The organism is Tardiphaga sp. 37S4, assembly GCF_021044645.1.
GTDB classification, from domain to species: Bacteria; Pseudomonadota; Alphaproteobacteria; order Rhizobiales; family Xanthobacteraceae; genus Tardiphaga; species Tardiphaga robiniae.
In genome coordinates this window covers 378,081-398,352 of record NZ_CP088008.1, presented here as the reverse complement: position 1 = coordinate 398,352, position 20,272 = coordinate 378,081, and the positions used below count along the sequence as shown (strand labels likewise).

The window sequence follows — 20,272 nt, the reverse complement described above, 5'->3', positions numbered from 1 at the left end:
CTTATCTTTGGCCGGAGCAAAGTTTTCCTTATAGAGGTTGCGAGGCTGGTGAGCCGGTTTCCGCGGGAATTGATCCGTCGCCAGTTGCGCGCTGACCGCCGTTCACCGCGATCGCTCGGTCACGGCTGCGGCCAAAAAACTGCATCTGAGACAGTCCGCGGTCACGCTGCAGATTCGCAGTCTGCAGACACTAGCGGGCCAGACCGCCCATTATCCACAAGATGTGGACATCAACAGATCTGTCATTACAGCGTGTTGGCGCCGCCAAGCACGGCCACAAATTCATGCGAGAAGGTGCAGCCATTGCCATGAGCGATCGCGATCTCGGCATCCGCGATCTGCCGTGCGCCGGCATTGCCGCGCAATTGCTCCGTCGCTTCGATCAGCGTGAACAGCCCATACATGCCCGGATGTGCAAACGATAATCCACCGCCATTGGTATTGACGGGCAGAGCACCACCCGGCGCGATCCGACCACCGGAGACAAATGCACCGCCCTCGCCTTTCTTGCAGAATCTCATGTCTTCCAGGAACATGATGACGTTGATGGTAAAGGCGTCGTAGAGCTGCAGCACATCGACATCAGTCGTGGTGATGCCCGCCATCTCGAACGCGCGCGGCGCGCATTCGGCCGTCGGCGTCGTACAGAAATCCGGGATCTGCGAGACCTCGCGGCTCCAGCTCGCCCCGGCGCCGCCGAGGAAATAGACCGGCTTGTGCTTCAGCGCTTTCGCACGATCGGGACTGGTGACGATGATGGCAGCACCACCATCACTCATCAGGCAGCAATCTAGCCGCGAGAGCGGATCGGCCACCAGCGGCGATGCCAGCACATCGTCGATGGTCAGCGGCGCCTTCATCGTTGCGTCAGGGTGCAGTTGTGCCCATTGCCGCGCGGCCACGGCAACTTCCGCCATCTGCGCGCGCGTGGTGCCATATTCATACATGTGCCGCGCGGCGCACATCGCGTAGCCGGGCAGCGGCGACATCAGGCCGTAGACTTTCTCGAAGGTCGGCAGTTCGTGGATGCCGAAGGTGCCGGCCTGTTTGAGATTGGAGCCATAGGCGATCAGCACCGTGGTGCAGAGCCCTGCCTCGATGGCCATGGTCGCCTGCAGGAGATGTGACAGGAAGGACGAGCCGCCGGTCATGTCGGAGCAGGCCCATTTCGGGCGGATGCCGAGATACTCACCCATCGAGAGCGTCGGGAACATGTGATACAGCGTGCCACCGCAGATGCCGTCGATGTCCTTCAGCTGCAGGCCCGCATCGGCGACTGCGCGCGCAGTGGCGCCCGCCATCAGATCCATCGAGGACAGACCGGGCGCACGGCCGAGGCCGTAGGTGCCGATACCGACGATGGCGCTCTTGCCACGCAACGAAGATGCGGTCATGGCGCTGCTCCCACGGGACGAAACAGCACGATGGGCTGCTCGCTACGGGCATAGGTGCCGAAATCCACCGGCGCGATCACCGCTTGCACGCGCATGCCGATATGGACCTCATCCGGCGCGCACTCAATGACGCGACTAAGCATGCGGACGCCCTCGTCGAGCTCGACGACGCAGGCATTGTGGTCGCCGCCGTGCTTCGCGGGCCGCCGCATGATGGTGGTCGAATAGACCGTGCCGAAGCCACTAACTTCGACGAATTCGAGATCGTCTGCGCCGCTGCGGGGCGCGATCAGGCGCGGATAGAACACATATTCGCCGGTCGAGCGCGAACGCTGGATCATCAGTCTGCCCGCGCGCAGATGGGTCCAGAACTGTCCTTCGGGGCCAAGCTCGGCCGCTGGCGAGGTTGCTGTCGTCATGTCCACTCCGCTTCCTGCAGCGACCGCCAGCTGATCTTGTTGCTTTCCGAGCGCGGCAGGCTGTCGACCAGCACCACCGAGCGTGGCGTCTTGTAATTGGCCATGGCGCCGCGCGCCCAGCCGATGATCTCGTCTGCCGTTGTCGACGATTTGGCCGCATCATGCAGCACCACCAGCGCCTTCACCGACTCGCCGCGATAGCTGTCCGGCGTCGAGATGATGCAGCACTCCTTGATGGCGGGATGGCCATACATGATGGACTCGACTTCCGCCGGCCACACCTTGAAGCCACTGACATTGATCATCCGCTTCAGCCGATCGACAGCAAAGAAATAACCGTCGCGGTCGCGATAGCCGAGATCGCCGGTGCGCAGGAAGCGCTTGCCATCGAACGTGACGAAGGCGGTCTCGTTCGCTTCGGGCTTGTTCCAGTAGTTCTGCAGCACCTGCGGGCCGTTGACCACAATCTCGCCGATTGCGTCGCTGCCGAGCTCGGTCAGCGTGTCGGGATCGATGATCCGCGCGTCGGTCTGGTGCACGGGGATGCCGAGGCACTGGCGCCTTGGCGCTTCCATCGGATTGATGTGGGTCGGCGACATGGTCTCGGTCATGCCGTAGCCTTCAACGAATTCGAGGTTGAAGCGGGTCTTCAGTCGTTCGGCCACCGCCACCGGCATTGCCGCACCGCCGCCGGTGATGACCTTGAGCTTTGCAAAACATTCTTCGCGGAATGTCGGGCTGGAGAGCACGTCGACCATCATGGTCGGCGCCGCGTTCCAGAAGGTCACGCCATGGGCCTCGAACAGATCAGGGATCAGGTCCTTATCCCAGCGCGCCATCAGCATCAGCGTCGCGCCGATCGAGATCGCCGCATTCATCGAGCCCTGCATGCCCGCCACATGAAAGAACGGCTGCGCGCCAGTCAGCACGTCGCCGCCGCCGAGCCGGTACCAGCGCGCTTGCAGCACCGCGGTGAACAGCACGCTCGAGTGCAGATGCATGCAGGCCTTCGGCTTGCCTGTCGTGCCGGATGTGTAAGGGAACAGGCAGAGATCGGCCGGCGTCGCGGTCATCGTCGCCGGCGCTTCGTTGCGCGCGATCACATAGTCCCAGGCGCGCCAACCCGGCGCCGTGGGGCACGATCCGTTTAGCGTCACGCAGGCAGGCAGCGTGTAAGGCGATGTCTCGGGTACATAGTCGTGATAGTGCGCGACGATGATGCTGTTGATGGCGTTGCCAAGAAGCGGTGCAAAAACATCGACGAGATCGCTGCCGACGATCGCCACCGTGGCGCCGCTGTCGGACGCGATATAGTCGAGTTCGGCGGTCTTGTTCATCGGGTTGATCGGCACAACCACGGCGTCGGCCCGCATGACGGCGTAATACGCGATCACATATTGCGGCGAATTCTGCAGCGCGACCATCACGCGATCACCGCGCTTCACGCCGCAGATGTTCTGCAGATAGCCGGCGAGCGCATCGACCTGCCGTAACAATTCCGCGTAGGTGAGCACTCCGCCGTAGAACAGCGTGGCCGGATGATCCGGCCGCGCCGTCGCCGCCCGCACCAGCGCATCGTAGAGGACGCCCTCGGGCAAAGGCAGCGTGTGCGGCTCGCCGGGTGGCCAGAACGGAGAGACGTCACTCACGGCAAGCCTCCTGACAGGTACATTTCAGCAATTAATCAGGCGAAGAAGTGCCAGACCTTGGCGATGATCTGCCAGCGGCCATCGATCTTGATGAAGGAGAGTTCGTTGACGAAGCGCTTCGGCAGATACATGTCCTTGACGCGGGCATGGGCCGTAGTCGGCGATGCCACGGACACGCTCACGATCTCGTCCTCGCGCGGGTCGCCCCGCGACGCCGACGACGGTCGCGACGCGACCATGCCCATATAGGTTTCGAGATCGAGATTGACGAGCGTGCCATCGGTTGCCGAGGATAGCCGCACCTGCGGGTGCAACACCCGACGGAAGCCGGCGACATCGCCGTGATACAGCGCTTCGAAATAGCCGGCGATGACGGCGCGGATGTCCTGTTCGTCCTGCATCTTCACGTCTCTGTTGTCGTGTGTCAGTTGAGGCCGCCGGAACGCTCGTGTTCCTCATCGGCAAGTTTGAGTCCATGGTCGAGCGCAGCGAGCAGCCGCTCGGCATCCTGCTCGCTGATGATCAGCGGCGGCGCCAGGAACAGCGAGGTCTGCTCGCCGCTGGTGCCGATCACGGCGCCGGCTTCCATCGCCCGCGCAGCGACACGCGAGGCGATCGGATTCTCCATGGTGTCGGCAGCCCATGAGCGCCAGTCGGGCCCGTGCAGTTCGACGGTCCAGTGCAGGCCCTGGCCTGCGACGCGGCTGACGCTTGGATGGCGACGGGCAATTTCGAGCAGGCGTTTGGTGAAGAACACTTCCATGGCGCGCACGCGTGCCAGAATGTCCTCTTCCGTCACCACATTGAGATAGGCACTGATGGCGGCCATGCTGATCGGATGGCCACGCAGCGTGCCGTAGTTCTGCCAGCTCGATCCCTTGAGCTGCTCAACGATCTTCTTGGACACGATCACGGCCGCGACCGCCGCAGCGCCGCCGCCGAGCGACTTGCCCATGGTCACGATATCGGGACGGCTCTGCGCGCCCTGGAAAGCGAACCAGCGGCCGGAGCGGCCGGCGCCGGTGACGACTTCGTCGGCGATCCAGATCGAATTCGCCTTGGCGGCGTGATCAGCGACTTCGTCCTGATAGTCGCCGTCGTAGTAATTGCCGCCTTGCGTGTAGTCGATGATGGTCGCCGCCGTATCCGCCAGAACGGCGCCGGCATCGGCGAGCACGTCCTTGACTGGCTGGTTGCTGAGCGGCGCGCCATAGATCGCCCCGTCAGGTGCAGGCAGGACCTTCACCGGCGCCATCGGAGCCGGCAGACGCGAACCGCCGGCCTGCACGGCGAGGCCGCCATGCCAGTGCGGCTGCACGGTCATGCTGCGCGAGAGACCGACGAGGCCGTGATAGGCGCGCTCGCGCGTCGCCAATGCCGTCTTCTGCGACAGCGCCTGACACAGCGATAACGCCATGTCGTTGGCCTCGCTGCCGCTGATGCAGAAGCGTACCCCGCCGACCCAATCCTCTTCGCCCGCAAAGGCGGTGCCGATCAGATCATCGGCGGCTTTCTCGCGGCCGATCCAGGTCCAGCCTTCGTTGACGACCGGCGTATCCGCGGCTGCACGAATGGCTTCCACCATTTTCGGGTGGCGATGACCGAGCCCGCCACCGGTGTTGCTGCCGTCGATCAGGCGACGCCCATCTTGCAGATGGAAATAGACGCCTTCGCCACCGACCACGGTCAGAGGGGCGCTGTCGCCGGCATTGAGGCCCGTCCGCAAAAGTCTGCTCATCGATTATCCTTCTTGCACTTGCGGAGGTGCATCACGCGCGGCCATAACCGCCGCCGCCGCACATCTCGATGGTGATGACATCGTCCCGTCGCAGCACGAGGTTCGACTTGCCCTCGACGTCGATTACCTCGCCGCCCCGCGTGAGCGTAAGGCGTGCGGTCTTGCCGGGTGCGCCGCCCTTCAGGCCAAACGGGGGAATAAGCTTGCGCTCGACGCAACTGGTCAGATGCATGCTCGGCGCAAGGATGCGGTAGCTGCGCACGACACCGTCGCCGCCCGGATACGCGCCTGCCCCGCCGGAGCCCCAGCGGATCGCCTGCTGCTCGACGCGAATATTGTAGTTGGCCTCGATGGCCTCGGCCGGCGTGTTGGAGGTGTTGGTCAGATGCACGCGGGTCGCGGCGCAGCCGGCGCGGTTGTGCCGCGCGCCCTCGCCGCCGGCATGGACCTCGTACAGCATCTTCCAGGAGCCATCCTGCCGCGGCTCGGCGAAAGAGAGCATACCGGACGTGGTGGCGCCGCCCGACGACAGCCGCTCCGGAATCACGTCCTGCATAGCCAGGAAGATCGCATCGACGATACGCAGCGACGTCTCGTGATTACCGGCCGCCACCGGCGCGGTGAGACCGGGTTCGAAGATCGAGCCCGGCCGGGTGATGATGGTGAGCGGACGCAACGCGCCGCCATTCTGCTGCATATCGCGCCCGCTCATGATGCGCGCGCTATAGGCCACCGCGGATTTCGCAATGAAGGACGTCGTATTGCAGAAATTCGAGACCCGGTCGCAGCTGCCGGACAGATCGAACGTCGCTTCGTCGCCCTTGATGGTGATCTTGACATGGATACGCGCCGGCTCGTCGCCCGGGCCGCCGTCATCGAGAAAATCCTCGCCTTCATAGACGCCGTCAGGTAGCCCGAGAATGGCTTCGCGCATCTCGGCTTCGGAGAGATCGTGCAGCCGCGACAGCGCCGCCACGAACATTGCCTTGCCGTGCTGCTTGCACAATTCGACGATGCGTTTCTCGCCAGCCAGTGTGCAGGCGATCTGGCCGAGTAAATCGCCCTCGCAGGATTCGGGATCGCGGACATTGACCTTGAGGAACTGAACTATGGCATCGCTGACGCCTGCTGCCGTGGCGACCTTGATCGGCGGAATCCGCAGCGCTTCCTGAAAGGTGTCGATGGCCTTGGCGAGATAGCTCCCCGGCCATGTGCCACCGATATCGGGCCAATGCGCGAGGCTGACGGCGAAGGCAACGATGTCACCCTCGAAGAGCACCGGACGGACGACCTTGACGTCGTTGAGGTGGTTGCCGCCGAGCGCGCCGAGATTGTAGATCAGCACATCGCCTTCGCTCAGCGTCGCAGCCGGCACGACTTTCAGCAATTCGCGGATCGTATAGGCCATGGCGCCGAGATGAACCGGGATGTCGCGACCCTGCCCGACCAGTTCGCCTTGCGCATCGGTAATCGCCGAGGACAGATCGCCGGCCTCACGCAGCAGCGGTGAGCGTGCCGAGCGTGTCATCACTAGGCTCATCTCTTCTGCTGCGGCCGACAGGCCATGGCGAATCACTTCGACAGCAAACGGGTCGAGCTTCATGATGCCACCTTCGCGAGATAGAGATTGCCGTTGCTGTCCGGCGTCGCCTGCCATTGTGGCGGCAGCACCACGGTGGACCACGCGTCTTCGATGATCGCCGGACCAAACACGACGGAGGTCATCGCGCTGCGATCGATCACATCGGTCATCACATCCAGTGCGCCATCGAACGAACAGCGGCGCCTGGGAGTCGCCATGGTGCGCAGCGCCGTCTTTGGACGGCTGACTTCGGTGGTCGAGGGTTGCCGCGCCTGCGCACGGACGGATTCGATCACGCAGCTTTCGTTGGTCGCGTAGCCGAACAACTCGCGATGCTTGACGAGAAAGTCCTGCCGCAATTTTTCAGCATCGAGCGGCATCGTGAAAGGCACGGGGATCGCATCGGCCTGTGCGGCATAGCGCATCAGCGCGACCAGTTCGATCTGGATGGAGTCGTGCGGGATCGCATTCGCGAGCAAAGGCACGAGGGTCTGCTCGACCAGCGCTTCGATACGCTGCGTGACCTTGGCCAGATCGATGCCGTCCAGCGCCACGCGCAACGTCTGCTGCTGCAGGAAGCTGAAATCCGCAGTCAGACATCCCAGCGCGGAGAAGGCGCTGGACGCAGCGGGCACCACGATCTCTGTGATCCCGTAGAGTTCGGCGAGGCCCGCCGCATGCATCGGGCCACCACCGCCAAACGCCAACAGCGTACAGTCGCGACCATCGATGCCGCGTTCGACCGTCACGCGGCGCAGCGCGCGGGCCATGGTGGCATTCGCGACGCGGATGATGCCGAGCGCGGTCTCGGTAAGGCTGAGTCCAAGGCCCTGCGCGATCGGCTCGATCACGCGGGCTGCGGCATCGACAGCTATGCCGATGCGGTCGCCGAGCTTGGTTTCGGGGTTGAGATAACCGAGCAGCGCATTGGCATCGGTGATGGTCGGCCTGGTGCCGCCACGGCCATAGCAGGCTGGGCCCGGCTCGGAGCCGGCACTTTCCGGCCCGACGGTCAGACCGCCTGCGCCCGCGCGCACGATGGAGCCACCGCCGGCGCCGATGGAATGCACCGCGAGCATCGGCTGACGCAGCGGGCGATCGCCAAGCATCTTGCCGTCGGCCATCTCCGCCTGACCATCGACGATGAGGCAGACGTCGGTCGTCGTGCCGCCCATATCGAAAGTGAGCACGCGGGATTTTTTGAGCTGGCGCGCGATGCTGACCGAGGCCGCGACGCCGGCGGCCGGGCCAGACATCGCCATCACCAGCGGGCGGCGTTTGACGGCAGAAATCGGGATCATCGCGCCGGCGGAATGAAAGACCTGCAGGCCCGGACCGATGGGCAGACGCTCTTCAAGCTCGCTCAGATATTCCACCGCAATTGGCATCGCCGCCGCATTGAACGCCGTCGACGACGTGCGCTCATATTCGCGCGCTTCGGGATTGATCTCATGCGACAGCGAGACATGCGGCACGATGGTCTTCAGCCGTTCCGCCAGCATCTGTTCATGGACGGGATTGGCATAGGCATGCAGCAGCGAGACGGCGACGCTTTCCACGCCGGTCTCCTTCAGCCAGGCGATCAGGCGTTCGATCTCGGCTTCGGCCAGCGGCTTCAAAACCTGACCTTCATGGTCGAGACGCTCATCGAGCGCGAAGCACAATTCACGCGGCACCAGCGCCTTGGCCTTTGGCGCGATGTCCAGACGATAGAGATCGCGGCGGCGATATCTGGCGATCTCCAGAACGTCCTCGAACCCCTTGGTCGCGATCAGGGCGATCCTGGGCAGACGCTCCTCGACGATCGCATTGGTGATCCGGGTGGTGCCATGAATGAAACGCTTCACATCGCTCTTGCGCAGGCCGACCGCCTCGATCGCTTCCAGCATCGCCTGCACCGGCGCATGTGGGCGCGACGGCACTTTGGCGATCCGCGTCTCTGACGTGTCGCGCCGAATGGCGATGATATCGGTGAAGGTGCCACCGATGTCGGTTCCGATTTCCCAGATATTCGTCACGCGCGTTGGTCCCGCTTTCGTTCAGGGCCGGCGATGCAGCACAAGGGCTACATCGCCGGGTCGTTCATCTTCGCTTACTTGCGGGCGAGGTCGCGGAAATCGACCTGGCGGTGGAACCAGTAGGTGTAGCCATCGAGTTGCGGGATCATCACGGCGTCCTGATTGGCCTGCCACAGCAGAACCAGCGGCACTTCCTTGACGTATTCCGCGATCATCTGCTTGCCCATCTCGTCATACTTCGCCTGATCCTGCTCGAACCGAGCCTGATTGGCCAGTTTCACCACCAGCTCGTCATTCCAGGAGCTGTAATTCCAGCGCTGGTTACCGGTGAAGAAATTGCGGAAGAAGTAATCGGTGGTCGGCAGCCAGGCGGTGGAACCTTCGGTGAAGAACGGCAGCTTCTTCTCGGTGATCTGCGTCGACATCTGCGAGTCCGGCAGCTTCTGCACGTCGACCTCAATGTTGAGCTTCGCCAGCGCCTCCTTCAGCAGCGCCGCCATCGGCTCGGTGACAGCGGCGGAGCCGACATTGATGCTGAAAGTGGTCTTGAAGCCCTTCTCGAAACCGGCTTCAGCCAGAAGCTGCTTGGCCTTGGCCATATCGGTCTTCGCCGGCATCGGCTGCGGGAAGTCGGCATTCGGCGGCGACGTCCACGATGCACCGAACAGCGGAAAGCCACGTTTGAAGATTGCTGCGCTGAACATGTCGTTATAGGGCAGCGCCATGGCGATGGCCTGACGGACCTTGAGATTGTCGAACGGCGCCATCTGCGTGTTGAAGGCGATCATGGTGAAGCCGTTGGTCTGCGGCGTCGATTCCACCTTGACCTTGCCGCGCTGTTGCAGCGACGGTACGTCGCTGGCCTGCAGATCGATGGCGATGTCGGCATCGCCCTTCTCGATCAGATTGGCACGCGTGGCGGGATCGCCGATGGTCTGTTCGATGACGCGCTTGAAGTAAGGCAGCTTGCCGTCACGGCCGCTCTTCCAGTTGTCGTTGCGCTTCAGGACCAATTGTTCGCCCGGCTTGAACATCTCGACCGTATACGCGCCTGAGCCGGCGGTGTTGGTCTTCAGCCATTCCTGAGCCCAGGGATCTTCGGCGGTCGCATGCTGCTTCGCGAGCTTGCTGTTGAAGATCGGTGCCAAGGGGGTCGCGAGATTGGCAAGCGCCAGACGATCCGCCTTGGGTAGTGTTACAGTGATCGTGCGATCATCGACAATTGCGAACTGCTCGGCCTTGGTCAGCGATCCCGTGCCCATTTGCCCTGCGGCAATGGATTTGGCCGTGACGGCACGATCGAGCGACCATTTCACGTCTTCTGCGGTGACGGGCGTGCCATCGTGCCACTTGGTATCGCGCAGCTTGAAGGTGATCTTCAGTCCGTCCGGGCTGACCTCATAGCTCTCGGCCAATTCGCCGCGGATCTTGCTGCGGTCGAATACCCAGACGCCGTTCTCGTCGCGCTTGCGGTCGAAGGCCACAAGGCGGTCATAGATGCTGGTCGAGACGCCAAAGGCCTCACGTGTCGCACCCGGGGTGGTCGGGTCCAGCGTCGGGATATTGTTGCCAGTCACCTGACGCAGCGTCTCGGCCCGCGTCTGCGCCTGTGCCGCCGCTGGCGTGAGCGCCATCAGCAGCACGCTGCCCGTCAATCTCAACAAACGCCCGCGATCAGCCATCATCTGCCACCGTCCCCTGTCGAACCTCGTTCTGCAAATCTTGGCGCGTCGCGCGCATCCGGATAGAGCCAGACTCACTGGAAACGACTAGGCCAGATTGCCGGACGCAGCGTAACGCGCGAGCGATGGGCCAAGGTGCTTGGTTACAGTGCAAATGCTGCACGCGAATGCAGCAACGATCTCATCGGCGCGCCGATCCATTCAGATGCAGGATGTGCGGCAGTTATCGCGCTATCGATGGTTCGACGAGATCGCGCCTGTGCGGCGGCAAGGGAGCTACCCGCCGAAGATTGCGCAATTCGCAGGCGCGCCCGCCATTGCTGGGAACCGCATATGGCGGATCGGCTTATTTTTTCGCTGCAGATGGTTCCACACCGAGAATCTGCGCCATTTTCGCGATCAGACGCGTCGCATCGGTGGGCTTGAGGCGACCATAACCCAATACGAGGCCGGCATAGATCGGCGTCTCTAGATGATTCTGCGATAGCGGCTGCACGTGGAGACCCCCTTGCTTCAACAGCCGTGCCGCCTCCACATCGCTCATCCGCGCCTTCAGGCGCTCGGTGAACAGAGCGACGAGATGAAGACCGGTTGCACAGGGAGCGACGGTGAGATCATCAGGCAAATACTGACGGATCGCATCCATCAGGGCTTGCTGCCGCTCCGCATAGACTTTTCGCATGCGGCGGAGATGGCGTAGCAGATGACCCTCGCGCATGAATTCGGCGAGGGCGCGCTGGCCGATGCCGGAACTGTGCACGTCGATGCGCGCGCGGCCCTTCGTGAAGATCTCGACGAAGCGCTCCGGCGCGACGATGTAGCCCAGGCGCAAGCTCGGCATCATGATCTTGGAGAAGGTGCCGAGATAGATCACGCGCTGCTCGCGGTCGAGCGACTTCAGCGACGCGATCATACTGTCCTGATGCCGGAACTCGGAATTGTAGTCGTCCTCGACAATCCAGACATCGTTGCGATTGGCCCAGTCAAGCAATTCCAGCCTCCGCTCGAGCCCCATGCTGACGCCGAGCGGATATTGATGCGATGGCGTCACCACGATCAGCTTCGCATTCGGCGCGCGGCGAATGCCCTCGGTGACGCACAGCCCCTTTTCGTCCACCGGTATCGGCACCAATTTACCGCCTGCCGCCGTCAGCGACCACTGCGCCTCCACGAAGCCCGGTTCCTCCACCCAGACTTCGTCGCCATGATCGAGGATCATGCGGCTGCACAGGTCGAGCGCGCTGGAAGTGCCCGAGGTAACGACGATCTGCTCGGGCGTGCAGACGAGACCACGCACCGCGCCGAGGAAATCCGCGATCTCGCGCCGAAGCTCGGGAAGCCCGGCGGGGGACAAATCGAGGCATTCCTCCTTGTCGGGTTGCAGCGACGTCTGGCGCAGCAACCGAGCCCAGTCGCCGAACGGAAAGGTCGAGATATCGGGCGCACCGGGGCTGAAATCGGACGCCCAATTGGTCTCGTAGGTGAAGCCAATCAGCGACTGCCAGCGTTGAGAGATGGGACCGGCGATGCGAGAGGTATCCACAGACACGCCCGCCGGCGATACCGCACTGCGGCTGACTGCGGCGACTGAAACACCGCCGCGCGGCATCGATTCCAGATAGCCTTCGGCATAGAGGATGTCCCAGGCACTCAGCACCACCATGCGCGAGCAACCGAGCTCGCGCGCAATCTCCCGCGAGCCGAGAAACTGGGTGCCCGCCGGCAGCGTCCCGTGCAGAATCCCGTCGCGCATCTGCGCCGCGATTTGCTGGGGCAATGCCACTGACGAAGCCCGGTCAAGACGGATGCCCGCCAGCGACATCCGCCTCCTCTGGCCAGTGGAATTCTGCATGCGAAACGGGGCCCGGACAAACGATCAAGATGAATGCGACCGAACAAGTAGCAGCACGGAAGGCTGGACGTCCACATCGCCCGTACACCCCCGATGGCCGAGCTCGCCAGGCGCCCTGCACACGGGTTGAGATCGGAGCCAAGACGCTTCCAGCACGTTAAAATCTCGATCGCAATACAGGCTCACGCAATACGCGAGATCCGGACCTCTACCTCAAGCTCTTCGAAGAGATCCGGAGCCTGGAGGCATCGGGCGTATCAGCGATCTGCAATCACGGCCTGCACCAACGGCTCCCCCTCCACAAGGGCTCGGATTTACGAATGAAGGTCCGCTTTGCGCCAAAAGCGGACAAGCCAAGCATTGCTGATTGCGAAGTCAGAAACTCTGGGTAGTCCAAGAGACGAGCTCTTTGGCAAGGTTTGAAAAAGCAGAGTCGAAAGCCCGAACGGTTCCTGGTACATCCAGCTGTTCAATCCTCTGGCTCTGGTGAAATATCCGTGAAGCCATGACCTTTCCATCCTTATCCAGAATCTTTGTAGACAACTCGATTTCTGCCGCGGGCGTTTCATCGGGCCCAACGTCAAATCGTCTGACATCGATCAAAAGCTGATAATCGGGCTGAACGCCGTCCAGCGGCCGCGTGGGTGCATGCGTTACGTCGTAGTTTTCGAAACTCTCCAAGATCTTCGCCTGGATGAGCTTGGGGATGCTGTCTGCCCACTGCGCATCGGGGAAGGCCGCCGTGTCCTTGGGTTGCGAAAACAAGAATCGTTGCGTCTGCAAAAGGACGACAGCTGTTGGCTCGGGTATCGCGAGCTGCCCCTTAAGTATTTTGGTTGGTGCCGGGAAATCAACAGCAGCGCGAAGATTATAGGTCACCTTAGATACCGGAGAAGCGCCGCCGCCCGTCATTCGCTCCAGACCGCTGACAATTCCGTCGAGCTTTCCAGTGTTGCGAGCGAGTCCTTCTGAGAACACTTGAAGATTGGCGATCGTGCTTTTGAGCGGCGCGGCATTGTCCGCCAGAACGCCGTCGACCCGCCCAAGGGCATCGCGTGCCGCTTGTGTCATACTGCGGCCAGCGCCGGGTTCGGCTACCAGCATCGTCACGGGAGCGGAATTCGTCAACAATTTACCTCCCTCCAATGCGATTACCGGCACCCCCGTCAGTCCCTGGAAGTCCAATCCCACCTTTGTGTCACTGCGAACGGGAGTGGTGTTCACGACGGAGATGCTTGCATTGACGCGACTGGGGCTATCCTCCGCCAAATCGAGACGCGTCACCTCGCCCACGCGAATGCCGTTAAAGAGCACCGCGGCGCCCACCAGCAGACCCGGCACAGAGCCGTCGAACTGAATCTGATAGGCAGTCCGCGGACCTGAATTTCCGGTGCTATGCAGCCAGAATATAAAGCCGAACACTGCAGCGATAGCTGCGAGAACGAATGCGCCGACGATGACGAAAGGAGCGCGCGTTTCCATATCAAATCGCCTTTGGTTGGAGCATGAGGGAGCGCTTGCCATGGAAATAAGCCTTAACCCATGGATGCTCGGATCGAAGCAGCTCGCTCATCGGTCCGATCGTGACGATTTTTCCATCAGCCAGGGCGGCCACGCGATCACAAACGGTATTCAGACTGGCGAGATCGTGCGTGACCATGAAGACCGTGAGTCCCAGCGTCTTCTGCAACGTCTTGATCAGCGTATCGAAATCGCCAGCTGCGATAGGATCAAGGCCGGAAGTCGGTTCATCGAGAAAGACGATGGCTGGATCCAGCGCCAATGCGCGTGCAAGCGCGACTCGCTTTGTCATGCCGCCGGAAAGCTCTGATGGAAACTTGGCACCGTCCTCAGGTGCGAGACCCACCATTTCAAGCTTGGCATTCGCAATCTCGGCCATGAGTTCGTCTGAGAGCGTTGCATTCTCACGAAGCGGAAACTCAACGTTCTGCAATGCCGTGAGTGACGAGAACAGTGCTCCCTGCTGAAACAGCACTCCCCATTTTGCAGCGACATTCCTTGCCCGGCGCCCGGGCGTCAGACCGATATCGTTCCCCATCACCTCGATCTTCCCGCTATTCCGCTCAATCAAACCAATCACGGTCCGCATCAGCACTGATTTCCCGCCACCGGAGGCACCGACCAGCCCCAGGATTTCGCCGCGCCGAACATCGAGTGACAGATGATCGATGACGATATGGCGGCCGAAACCGACAACTAGGTCCTCAACATGGATGGCAACATGCGTATCTTTCTCCTGCATCGTTACATTCCTATCGACGCGAAAAACACGGCGAATAGCCCGTCGAGAACGATGACGAGAAAGATCGATTTCACGACAGATGTCGTTGTTTGTTTGCCTAGGGATTCAGCGCTACCTTTCACGCGAAGCCCCTCGCTGCACGCGACGATCCCGATCACCAGCGCCATGAATGGCGCCTTGATGATACCCACTTCGAAATGCGTCACCGAGATCGCCTCATGTAGCCGGGCTATGAATGTCACCGGCGACATACCCCCATAAAACCATGCGACGAGGCCTCCCCCGTAAAGCGCCGCGACCGCCCCTACGAAGGCCAGGATCGGCAATGCGACGATCAACGCGACGACGCGAGGCAGGATCAGAACATCGACTGGATCAAGGCCCATCGTCGATAGAGCATCAATCTCCTCGCGCATCTTCATGGAGCCTAGTTCAGCGGTGTAGGCGCTTCCGGATCTTCCGGCGACCATGATTGCAACAATGAGAACCCCCAGTTCACGCAACACCAGGATCCCTACCATATCGACCACATAAGCCTCCGCGCCAAACTTGCGGAAGTGGAAGATGCCTTGCTGCGCGATAATGGCGCCGATCAGAAATGTAATCAGGACCACGATCGGAAGCGCCTGCCAGCCGACCCGATAGATCTGGTAAACCAATGATGTCAGCCGAAATGATCTCGGACGGCGAAACACACCGACAGCGGCCAGACAAATCGCGCCGAGCATTTGAAGGAAAGCCGACAGATCCAGAACTGCCGCCAGCGCCGCCCGACCCAGCATTTCCAATCTGTCGGCGATGGAGTTACGCTCTGTGGGATCCGGATTGCGTCGTCGATTGACCTGTCTTAATTCCTCGATCAGATCGATATAATCTTCTGCAGCTCCCACAATGTGCGCGCGTTGGCCACCGCTGGCCAAATGTCGCGATAATCGCTCGATCAGCCAAGCGCCCAACGTGTCGAGCTCCCGGACGCCGGACATGTTCACGGTTACCGACCGTGCCCGCGCGAGCTGCGGCGCTATGCTGGCAGATAGTTGCTCCAGAGTTGCCGCATTGACGACGGTCCAACTTCCTGTTGGGCGTAATTCGAGCGCATCGCCACTGGCGCTGGCTATCAGCAAAGGTGCACTCATCACGACGATCTCCTGCGCTTATGCCAAAATAGGCCAGTGGAGGCGCCATCGAGCGTCGTCAGCAGGACGACACGCGGGTTGAAGTGGAGGCCACATGTTGGGTGACACGGATCGCCCTCAAATCATACAACGAAGTTCCTTCTGCCTGATCACGAAACTCCGTTTATCGTCGGCCTGTAACTTATCTTCGGAACTTCCGCCGCTCTGGCGGTTTGGATGAAGTGAACTAGATCATCAAGCGCATTCTGGTCTTTTTCAATTAGATCGTTTCTGACGTGACAGCTGTTTGACGTATGTCAAACGGCCGCTCACCGTTTGTCGTACTGTTCTGCGACGATATTCCGCAACAGCAAGCATGTACCTCGCTACTGCAGAGGATAACACGGCTGCAAGCGCGAGTTAGCGAGAGCAAATCGCAAACAAGGAAACAAGATGCATCATTTTCATGCCGTCGTTTGGATCGACCATCGCGAAGCGAAGATATTCCATGTCGGCCTCGCCGGAACAGATCAACTCGATCTCCATCCGACATTCGAGACACGCCACATTCATCACAAGGCCAACGAAATCGGAAGCGGTCATATCCACGAAGACAAGGGACTGATGAAAGACGTGGCGGACGCGGTGAGTGATGCCGGTGAGATTCTGATCATTGGTCCGGCGCAGGCGAAAACCGAACTGGCGACCTATCTGCGGGAGCATACGCATATCGGCAGCCGCATTGTCGGCGTCGAGGCCGTTGACCATCCCACCGATGGCCAAATCGTCGCTTACGCCAAGAAGCACTTCAAGATCGGTACATTGCGCGGCGACGCACCCGCAAGCCGCTGAAATTTGCGACCAAGCGATTGCGAATATTGGCGGCAGATATTTGCCGCGGTGCGGCGACTGGATCAAGGTGCAGCATATGCCACGTTATGGAGAAGCTTTCCTCAGCACCGACGAGGCTCAGCTAATTGATCGCTACTGGCGCGCCGCAAATTACCTGTCGGTGGGTCAGATATATCTACTGGACAACGCGCTACTGCGCGAGCCGTTGCGCAAGGACCACATCAAGCCCCGCCTGCTCGGCCATTGGGGAACCACGCCTGGGCTAAACTTCATCTACGCGCACCTGAATCGCGTTATTCGCGCCCACGACCTCGACATGATCTATATCTGCGGCCCCGGCCATGGCGGCCCGGGGATGGTCGCAAATACATATCTGGAAGGCACCTATAGCGAGGTCTATCCGGACATTACCCAGGATGAAGACGGACTGCAGAAACTGTTTCGACAATTCTCGTTTCCCGGCGGCGTTCCCAGTCATGCGGCTCCGGAAACTCCCGGTTCCATCCATGAAGGCGGTGAACTCGGCTATGCGCTGGTGCACGCCTACGGCGCGGCCTTCGACAATCCCGACCTGATCGTCACCTGTGTCGTCGGAGACGGAGAAGCGGAGACAGGCCCCCTCGCCGCGTCATGGCACTCCAACAAGTTCTTGAGCCCGAAGCATGACGGCGCGGTACTGCCCATTCTTCATCTCAACGGTTATAAAATTGCCAATCCCACTGTGATGGGGCGGATGAGCGACGACGAAATACGCCATCTGTTTCATGGCTACGGTCATGAGCCGATGTTCGTCGAGGGCAGCGATCCCGCCATGATGCACCCGCTGATGGCACACACGCTTGAGCGCGCGATCGACAGGATTCGTGCGATCCAGGCTTCCGCTCGTGACGGTCGCGCAACGGTGGATCGGCCGAAATGGCCCATGATCGTCATGCGCAGTCCAAAGGGCTGGACCGGCCCCAAGGAAGTCGACGGCTTGAAGGTCGAAGGTTTCTGGCGCGCTCACCAGGTACCGATTGTCAACCCGCGCGGCAATCCCGAACATCTCAGTCTGCTCGAAGAATGGATGCGCAGCTACCGGATCGACGATCTGTTCGACAAAGCCGGCCGGCTGCTACCTGAGTTGCAGGCTCTGGCGCCGCAGGGTCGCCGGCGCATGGGAGCGAATCCTCATGCCAACGGCGGTTTGCTGAAGCGCGAGCTGAAGCTGCCTGACTACCGCGACTACGCCCTCGATGTTCCCCATCCCGGCGGGACCGAAGGCGAAGCAACGCGCGTGATGGGCCAATTCCTGCGCGACGTCATCAAGCTAAACGCCGATGCGCGCAACTTCCGCATAATGGGTCCAGATGAGACAGCATCGAACCGGCTCGACGCGGTATTCGACGTGACCGAGCGCGTCTGGATGGAGGGCATCGAGCCGTATGATGTCCACCTCGCCCAGGACGGCCGGGTGATGGAAGTGCTCAGCGAACATCTGTGTCAAGGCTGGCTGGAAGGCTATCTGCTGACCGGCCGCCACGGGCTGATCTCCTGCTATGAGGCCTTCATCCACATCGTCGATTCAATGTTCAATCAGCACGCTAAATGGCTGAAAGTGTCCCGGGCGCTACCCTGGCGACGCCCCGTTGCCTCTCTCAATTATCTTCTGACATCCCATGTCTGGCGCCAGGACCACAACGGCTTCAGCCATCAGGATCCGGGCTTTGTCGATCTGGTCGCCAACAAGAAGGCGGATATCGTCAGGATTTACTTCCCTCCGGACGCCAATACCCTGCTCTGGATCACCGATCACGTGCTTCGGACCTATGACCGCATCAACGTCATCGTTGCCGGCAAGCAGCCGTCGCCGCAATGGCTCGGTATCGAGAAAGCTGCGACCCATTGCGACGCCGGGATCGGTATCTGGTCTTGGGCTGGCACCGAAGACACAGGCAGCGAACCGGATGTCGTGATGGCCTGCTGTGGCGACGTGCCTACCCTGGAAACCATGGCTGCGGTGGACCTATTGCGGCAAGCCGTACCCGACTTGAAGGTCCGCGTCGTCAACATCGTCGATTTGATGACGCTGCAACCCAAGACGCAGCACCCGCACGGACTGGATGACCGCGACTTTGATGGCATGTTCACCCGGGACAAGCCGGTGATCTTCGCCTTTCACGGTTATCCCAACCTGATCCACCGCCTGACTTATAGCCGCGCCAACCATGCCGGCATGCACGTGCACGGCTTCGAGGAGGAAGGGACGACGACCACGCCGTTCGACATGGTGGTGCTGAACCGGCTCGACCGCTTCCATCTCGCCATCGACGTCATCGAACGCGTTCCTCGCCTCGGCATCACAGCAGCGGCGATCAAGCAGCAGTTTCGCGACAAGCTGCTTGAGCACACAACTTATGTGCGCGCCCATGGCGAGGACATGCCGCAGATTCGCGATTGGAGCTGGCCAGACCGCTTCACCAAGCACACCGCCGACTGAGGACAAACAATGCCAGATGCCGTCCTTGTCGTGAACTCCGGCTCTTCAAGCATCAAGCTTGCGCTATTCGACATCGCATCGGATGGGGGGCCGAGATTGCTCTGCCGAGGGAGTCTGGACGAACACGAGGTCGAACCGCGCCTGACGATCAAGGAGACCGATGGAGCCATTCTCTATGATCGGCATCGCAAGGTCGCAGACGGCCACGGAGAAGAGCTGCTGCTCGATGCGTTGAACTGGGTCGATGGCTATCTTGCCAGTGACGATCTGATTGCAGTTGGTCATCGCGTGGTGCATGGCGGATTGGCCTTCGCAACGCCGGTCCGATTGACGGGATCGATAGTCAATGAGCTTGAAAAGCTGACACCGATGGCGCCACTGCATCAGCCACGCTGTCTATCGCCGATACGTGCGATCATGACCGAACGGCCGGAACTGCCCCAGGTTGCCTGCTTCGACACGGCGTTCCACCACTCACTTCCCGCCTCCGCCACCCGCTTTGCCATTCCACGCCAGCTCCACGACACCGGCATCCGCCGCTATGGATTTCATGGACTGTCGTTCGAGTTCATCGCCGGACGACTCCAGGAACTCTCACCATCTCCCGCCGAAAAACGGTGCATTATTGCACATCTGGGCAGCGGCGCCAGCCTATGCGCCATGCGTGGCGGTGCCAGTATCGACACCACGATGGGTTTCACGCCGCTCGACGGCCTGGTGATGGCTACCCGCTGCGGCGCCATTGATCCCGGCGTGCTCCTCTATCTGCAGCAAGAGCGCGGAATGTCGGCAACTGACCTCGAAAATCTGCTCTATCGAGAATCCGGGCTGCTTGGTGTGTCGGGACTATCAGGCGACATGCGAGCACTGCTCGCCAGTAAAGACCCGCATGCCTCCGACGCCATCGATCTGTTCGTGACGTCCATCGCCAGAGAAACAGCGATGATGGTCAATAGCCTTGGTGGCATGGAGTGCCTGATCTTCACCGGCGGGATTGGAGAGCACGCACAGGAAATTCGACGGCGCGTTTGCGAGCGGATGAGCTGGCTGGGCTTAGCCGTCGATGCAGACGCAAACGATGCAGGATCCGCGTGCATCAGCACTTGGGATAGCAGTGTTGAAATCCGGATCATTCCGACGAACGAGGAGTTGGTCATCGCGCGTTATTGCGTAAGGAACCTAGCTGATAGCATCTCTGATCCAGCCTAGGAGATCTACCGTCTGCTTCA

15 protein-coding genes and 1 pseudogene are annotated in these 20,272 nt (G+C 61.0%); 4 read left to right on the top strand and 12 right to left on the bottom strand.

Going from position 1 to position 20,272, the window contains the following annotated elements:
- Window positions 1–91 precede the first annotated feature (91 nt).
- Window positions 92–187 (top strand): annotated as a pseudogene (locus LPB73_RS29225) (helix-turn-helix domain-containing protein); the annotation flags it as partial.
- Between the two features lie 58 nt (window positions 188–245).
- On the opposite strand, the gene LPB73_RS01870 reads toward LPB73_RS29225, so the two are convergent.
- From LPB73_RS01870 to LPB73_RS01815, 12 genes are all read right to left on the bottom strand, one after another.
- The gene (locus LPB73_RS01870; RefSeq protein WP_231079416.1) at window positions 246–1,394 is read right to left on the bottom strand and encodes an acetyl-CoA acetyltransferase; all 1,149 of its coding nucleotides are present in this window, start codon (window positions 1,392–1,394) and stop codon (window positions 246–248) included.
- Window positions 1,391–1,813 (bottom strand): Zn-ribbon domain-containing OB-fold protein, encoded by a 423-nt coding sequence (locus LPB73_RS01865; RefSeq protein ID WP_231079415.1) that lies wholly within the window; start codon window positions 1,811–1,813, stop codon window positions 1,391–1,393. The genes LPB73_RS01870 and LPB73_RS01865 overlap by 4 nt, the downstream gene beginning before the upstream one ends.
- A complete protein-coding gene (locus LPB73_RS01860; protein ID WP_231079414.1) occupies window positions 1,810–3,462 on the bottom strand; it encodes a long-chain-fatty-acid--CoA ligase in 1,653 nt (550 codons plus the stop codon). Before LPB73_RS01860 ends, LPB73_RS01865 begins: the two co-directional genes overlap by 4 nt.
- A gap of 35 nt (window positions 3,463–3,497) precedes the next feature.
- Window positions 3,498–3,863, bottom strand: a complete 366-nt coding sequence (locus LPB73_RS01855; protein WP_231079413.1) for a nuclear transport factor 2 family protein — start codon at window positions 3,861–3,863, stop codon at window positions 3,498–3,500.
- A gap of 23 nt (window positions 3,864–3,886) precedes the next feature.
- Complete coding sequence (locus LPB73_RS01850) at window positions 3,887–5,200, bottom strand: aminotransferase class III-fold pyridoxal phosphate-dependent enzyme (RefSeq protein WP_231079412.1); 1,314 nt, start codon at window positions 5,198–5,200, stop codon at window positions 3,887–3,889.
- Window positions 5,201–5,231: 31 nt separating this feature from the next.
- Window positions 5,232–6,803 carry a hydantoinase B/oxoprolinase family protein gene (locus tag LPB73_RS01845; protein ID WP_231079411.1) on the bottom strand — a complete coding sequence of 524 codons (1,572 nt, stop codon included), beginning with the start codon at window positions 6,801–6,803 and terminating at the stop codon, window positions 5,232–5,234.
- Window positions 6,800–8,800, bottom strand: coding sequence for a hydantoinase/oxoprolinase family protein (locus LPB73_RS01840; RefSeq protein ID WP_231079410.1), 2,001 nt, complete (start codon window positions 8,798–8,800; stop codon window positions 6,800–6,802). Before LPB73_RS01840 ends, LPB73_RS01845 begins: the two co-directional genes overlap by 4 nt.
- A gap of 74 nt (window positions 8,801–8,874) precedes the next feature.
- Window positions 8,875–10,482 (bottom strand): ABC transporter substrate-binding protein, encoded by a 1,608-nt coding sequence (locus LPB73_RS01835; RefSeq protein ID WP_414716895.1) that lies wholly within the window; start codon window positions 10,480–10,482, stop codon window positions 8,875–8,877.
- Between the two features lie 346 nt (window positions 10,483–10,828).
- The gene (locus tag LPB73_RS01830; protein ID WP_231079409.1) at window positions 10,829–12,304 is read right to left on the bottom strand and encodes a PLP-dependent aminotransferase family protein; all 1,476 of its coding nucleotides are present in this window, start codon (window positions 12,302–12,304) and stop codon (window positions 10,829–10,831) included.
- A gap of 405 nt (window positions 12,305–12,709) precedes the next feature.
- Window positions 12,710–13,816, bottom strand: coding sequence for an ABC-type transport auxiliary lipoprotein family protein (locus tag LPB73_RS01825; RefSeq protein WP_231079408.1), 1,107 nt, complete (start codon window positions 13,814–13,816; stop codon window positions 12,710–12,712).
- 1 nt (window position 13,817) lies between these two features.
- Window positions 13,818–14,597 (bottom strand): ABC transporter ATP-binding protein, encoded by a 780-nt coding sequence (locus LPB73_RS01820; RefSeq protein ID WP_231079407.1) that lies wholly within the window; start codon window positions 14,595–14,597, stop codon window positions 13,818–13,820.
- A gap of 2 nt (window positions 14,598–14,599) precedes the next feature.
- On the bottom strand, window positions 14,600–15,736 hold the full coding sequence (locus tag LPB73_RS01815) for an ABC transporter permease (protein ID WP_231079406.1): 1,137 nt from the start codon (window positions 15,734–15,736) through the stop codon (window positions 14,600–14,602).
- A 429-nt stretch (window positions 15,737–16,165) separates the two neighbouring features.
- On the opposite strand from LPB73_RS01815, the gene LPB73_RS01810 reads away from it, so the two are divergent.
- The 3 genes from LPB73_RS01810 to LPB73_RS01800 all read left to right on the top strand — a co-directional run bounded on the left by LPB73_RS01810 (window position 16,166) and on the right by LPB73_RS01800 (window position 20,252).
- The gene (locus tag LPB73_RS01810; protein ID WP_231079405.1) at window positions 16,166–16,564 is read left to right on the top strand and encodes a translational machinery protein; all 399 of its coding nucleotides are present in this window, start codon (window positions 16,166–16,168) and stop codon (window positions 16,562–16,564) included.
- A 76-nt stretch (window positions 16,565–16,640) separates the two neighbouring features.
- Window positions 16,641–19,043, top strand: coding sequence for a phosphoketolase family protein (locus LPB73_RS01805; protein WP_231079404.1), 2,403 nt, complete (start codon window positions 16,641–16,643; stop codon window positions 19,041–19,043).
- Window positions 19,044–19,052: 9 nt separating this feature from the next.
- Window positions 19,053–20,252, top strand: coding sequence for an acetate/propionate family kinase (locus LPB73_RS01800; protein ID WP_231079403.1), 1,200 nt, complete (start codon window positions 19,053–19,055; stop codon window positions 20,250–20,252).
- Window positions 20,253–20,272: the final 20 nt, after the last annotated feature.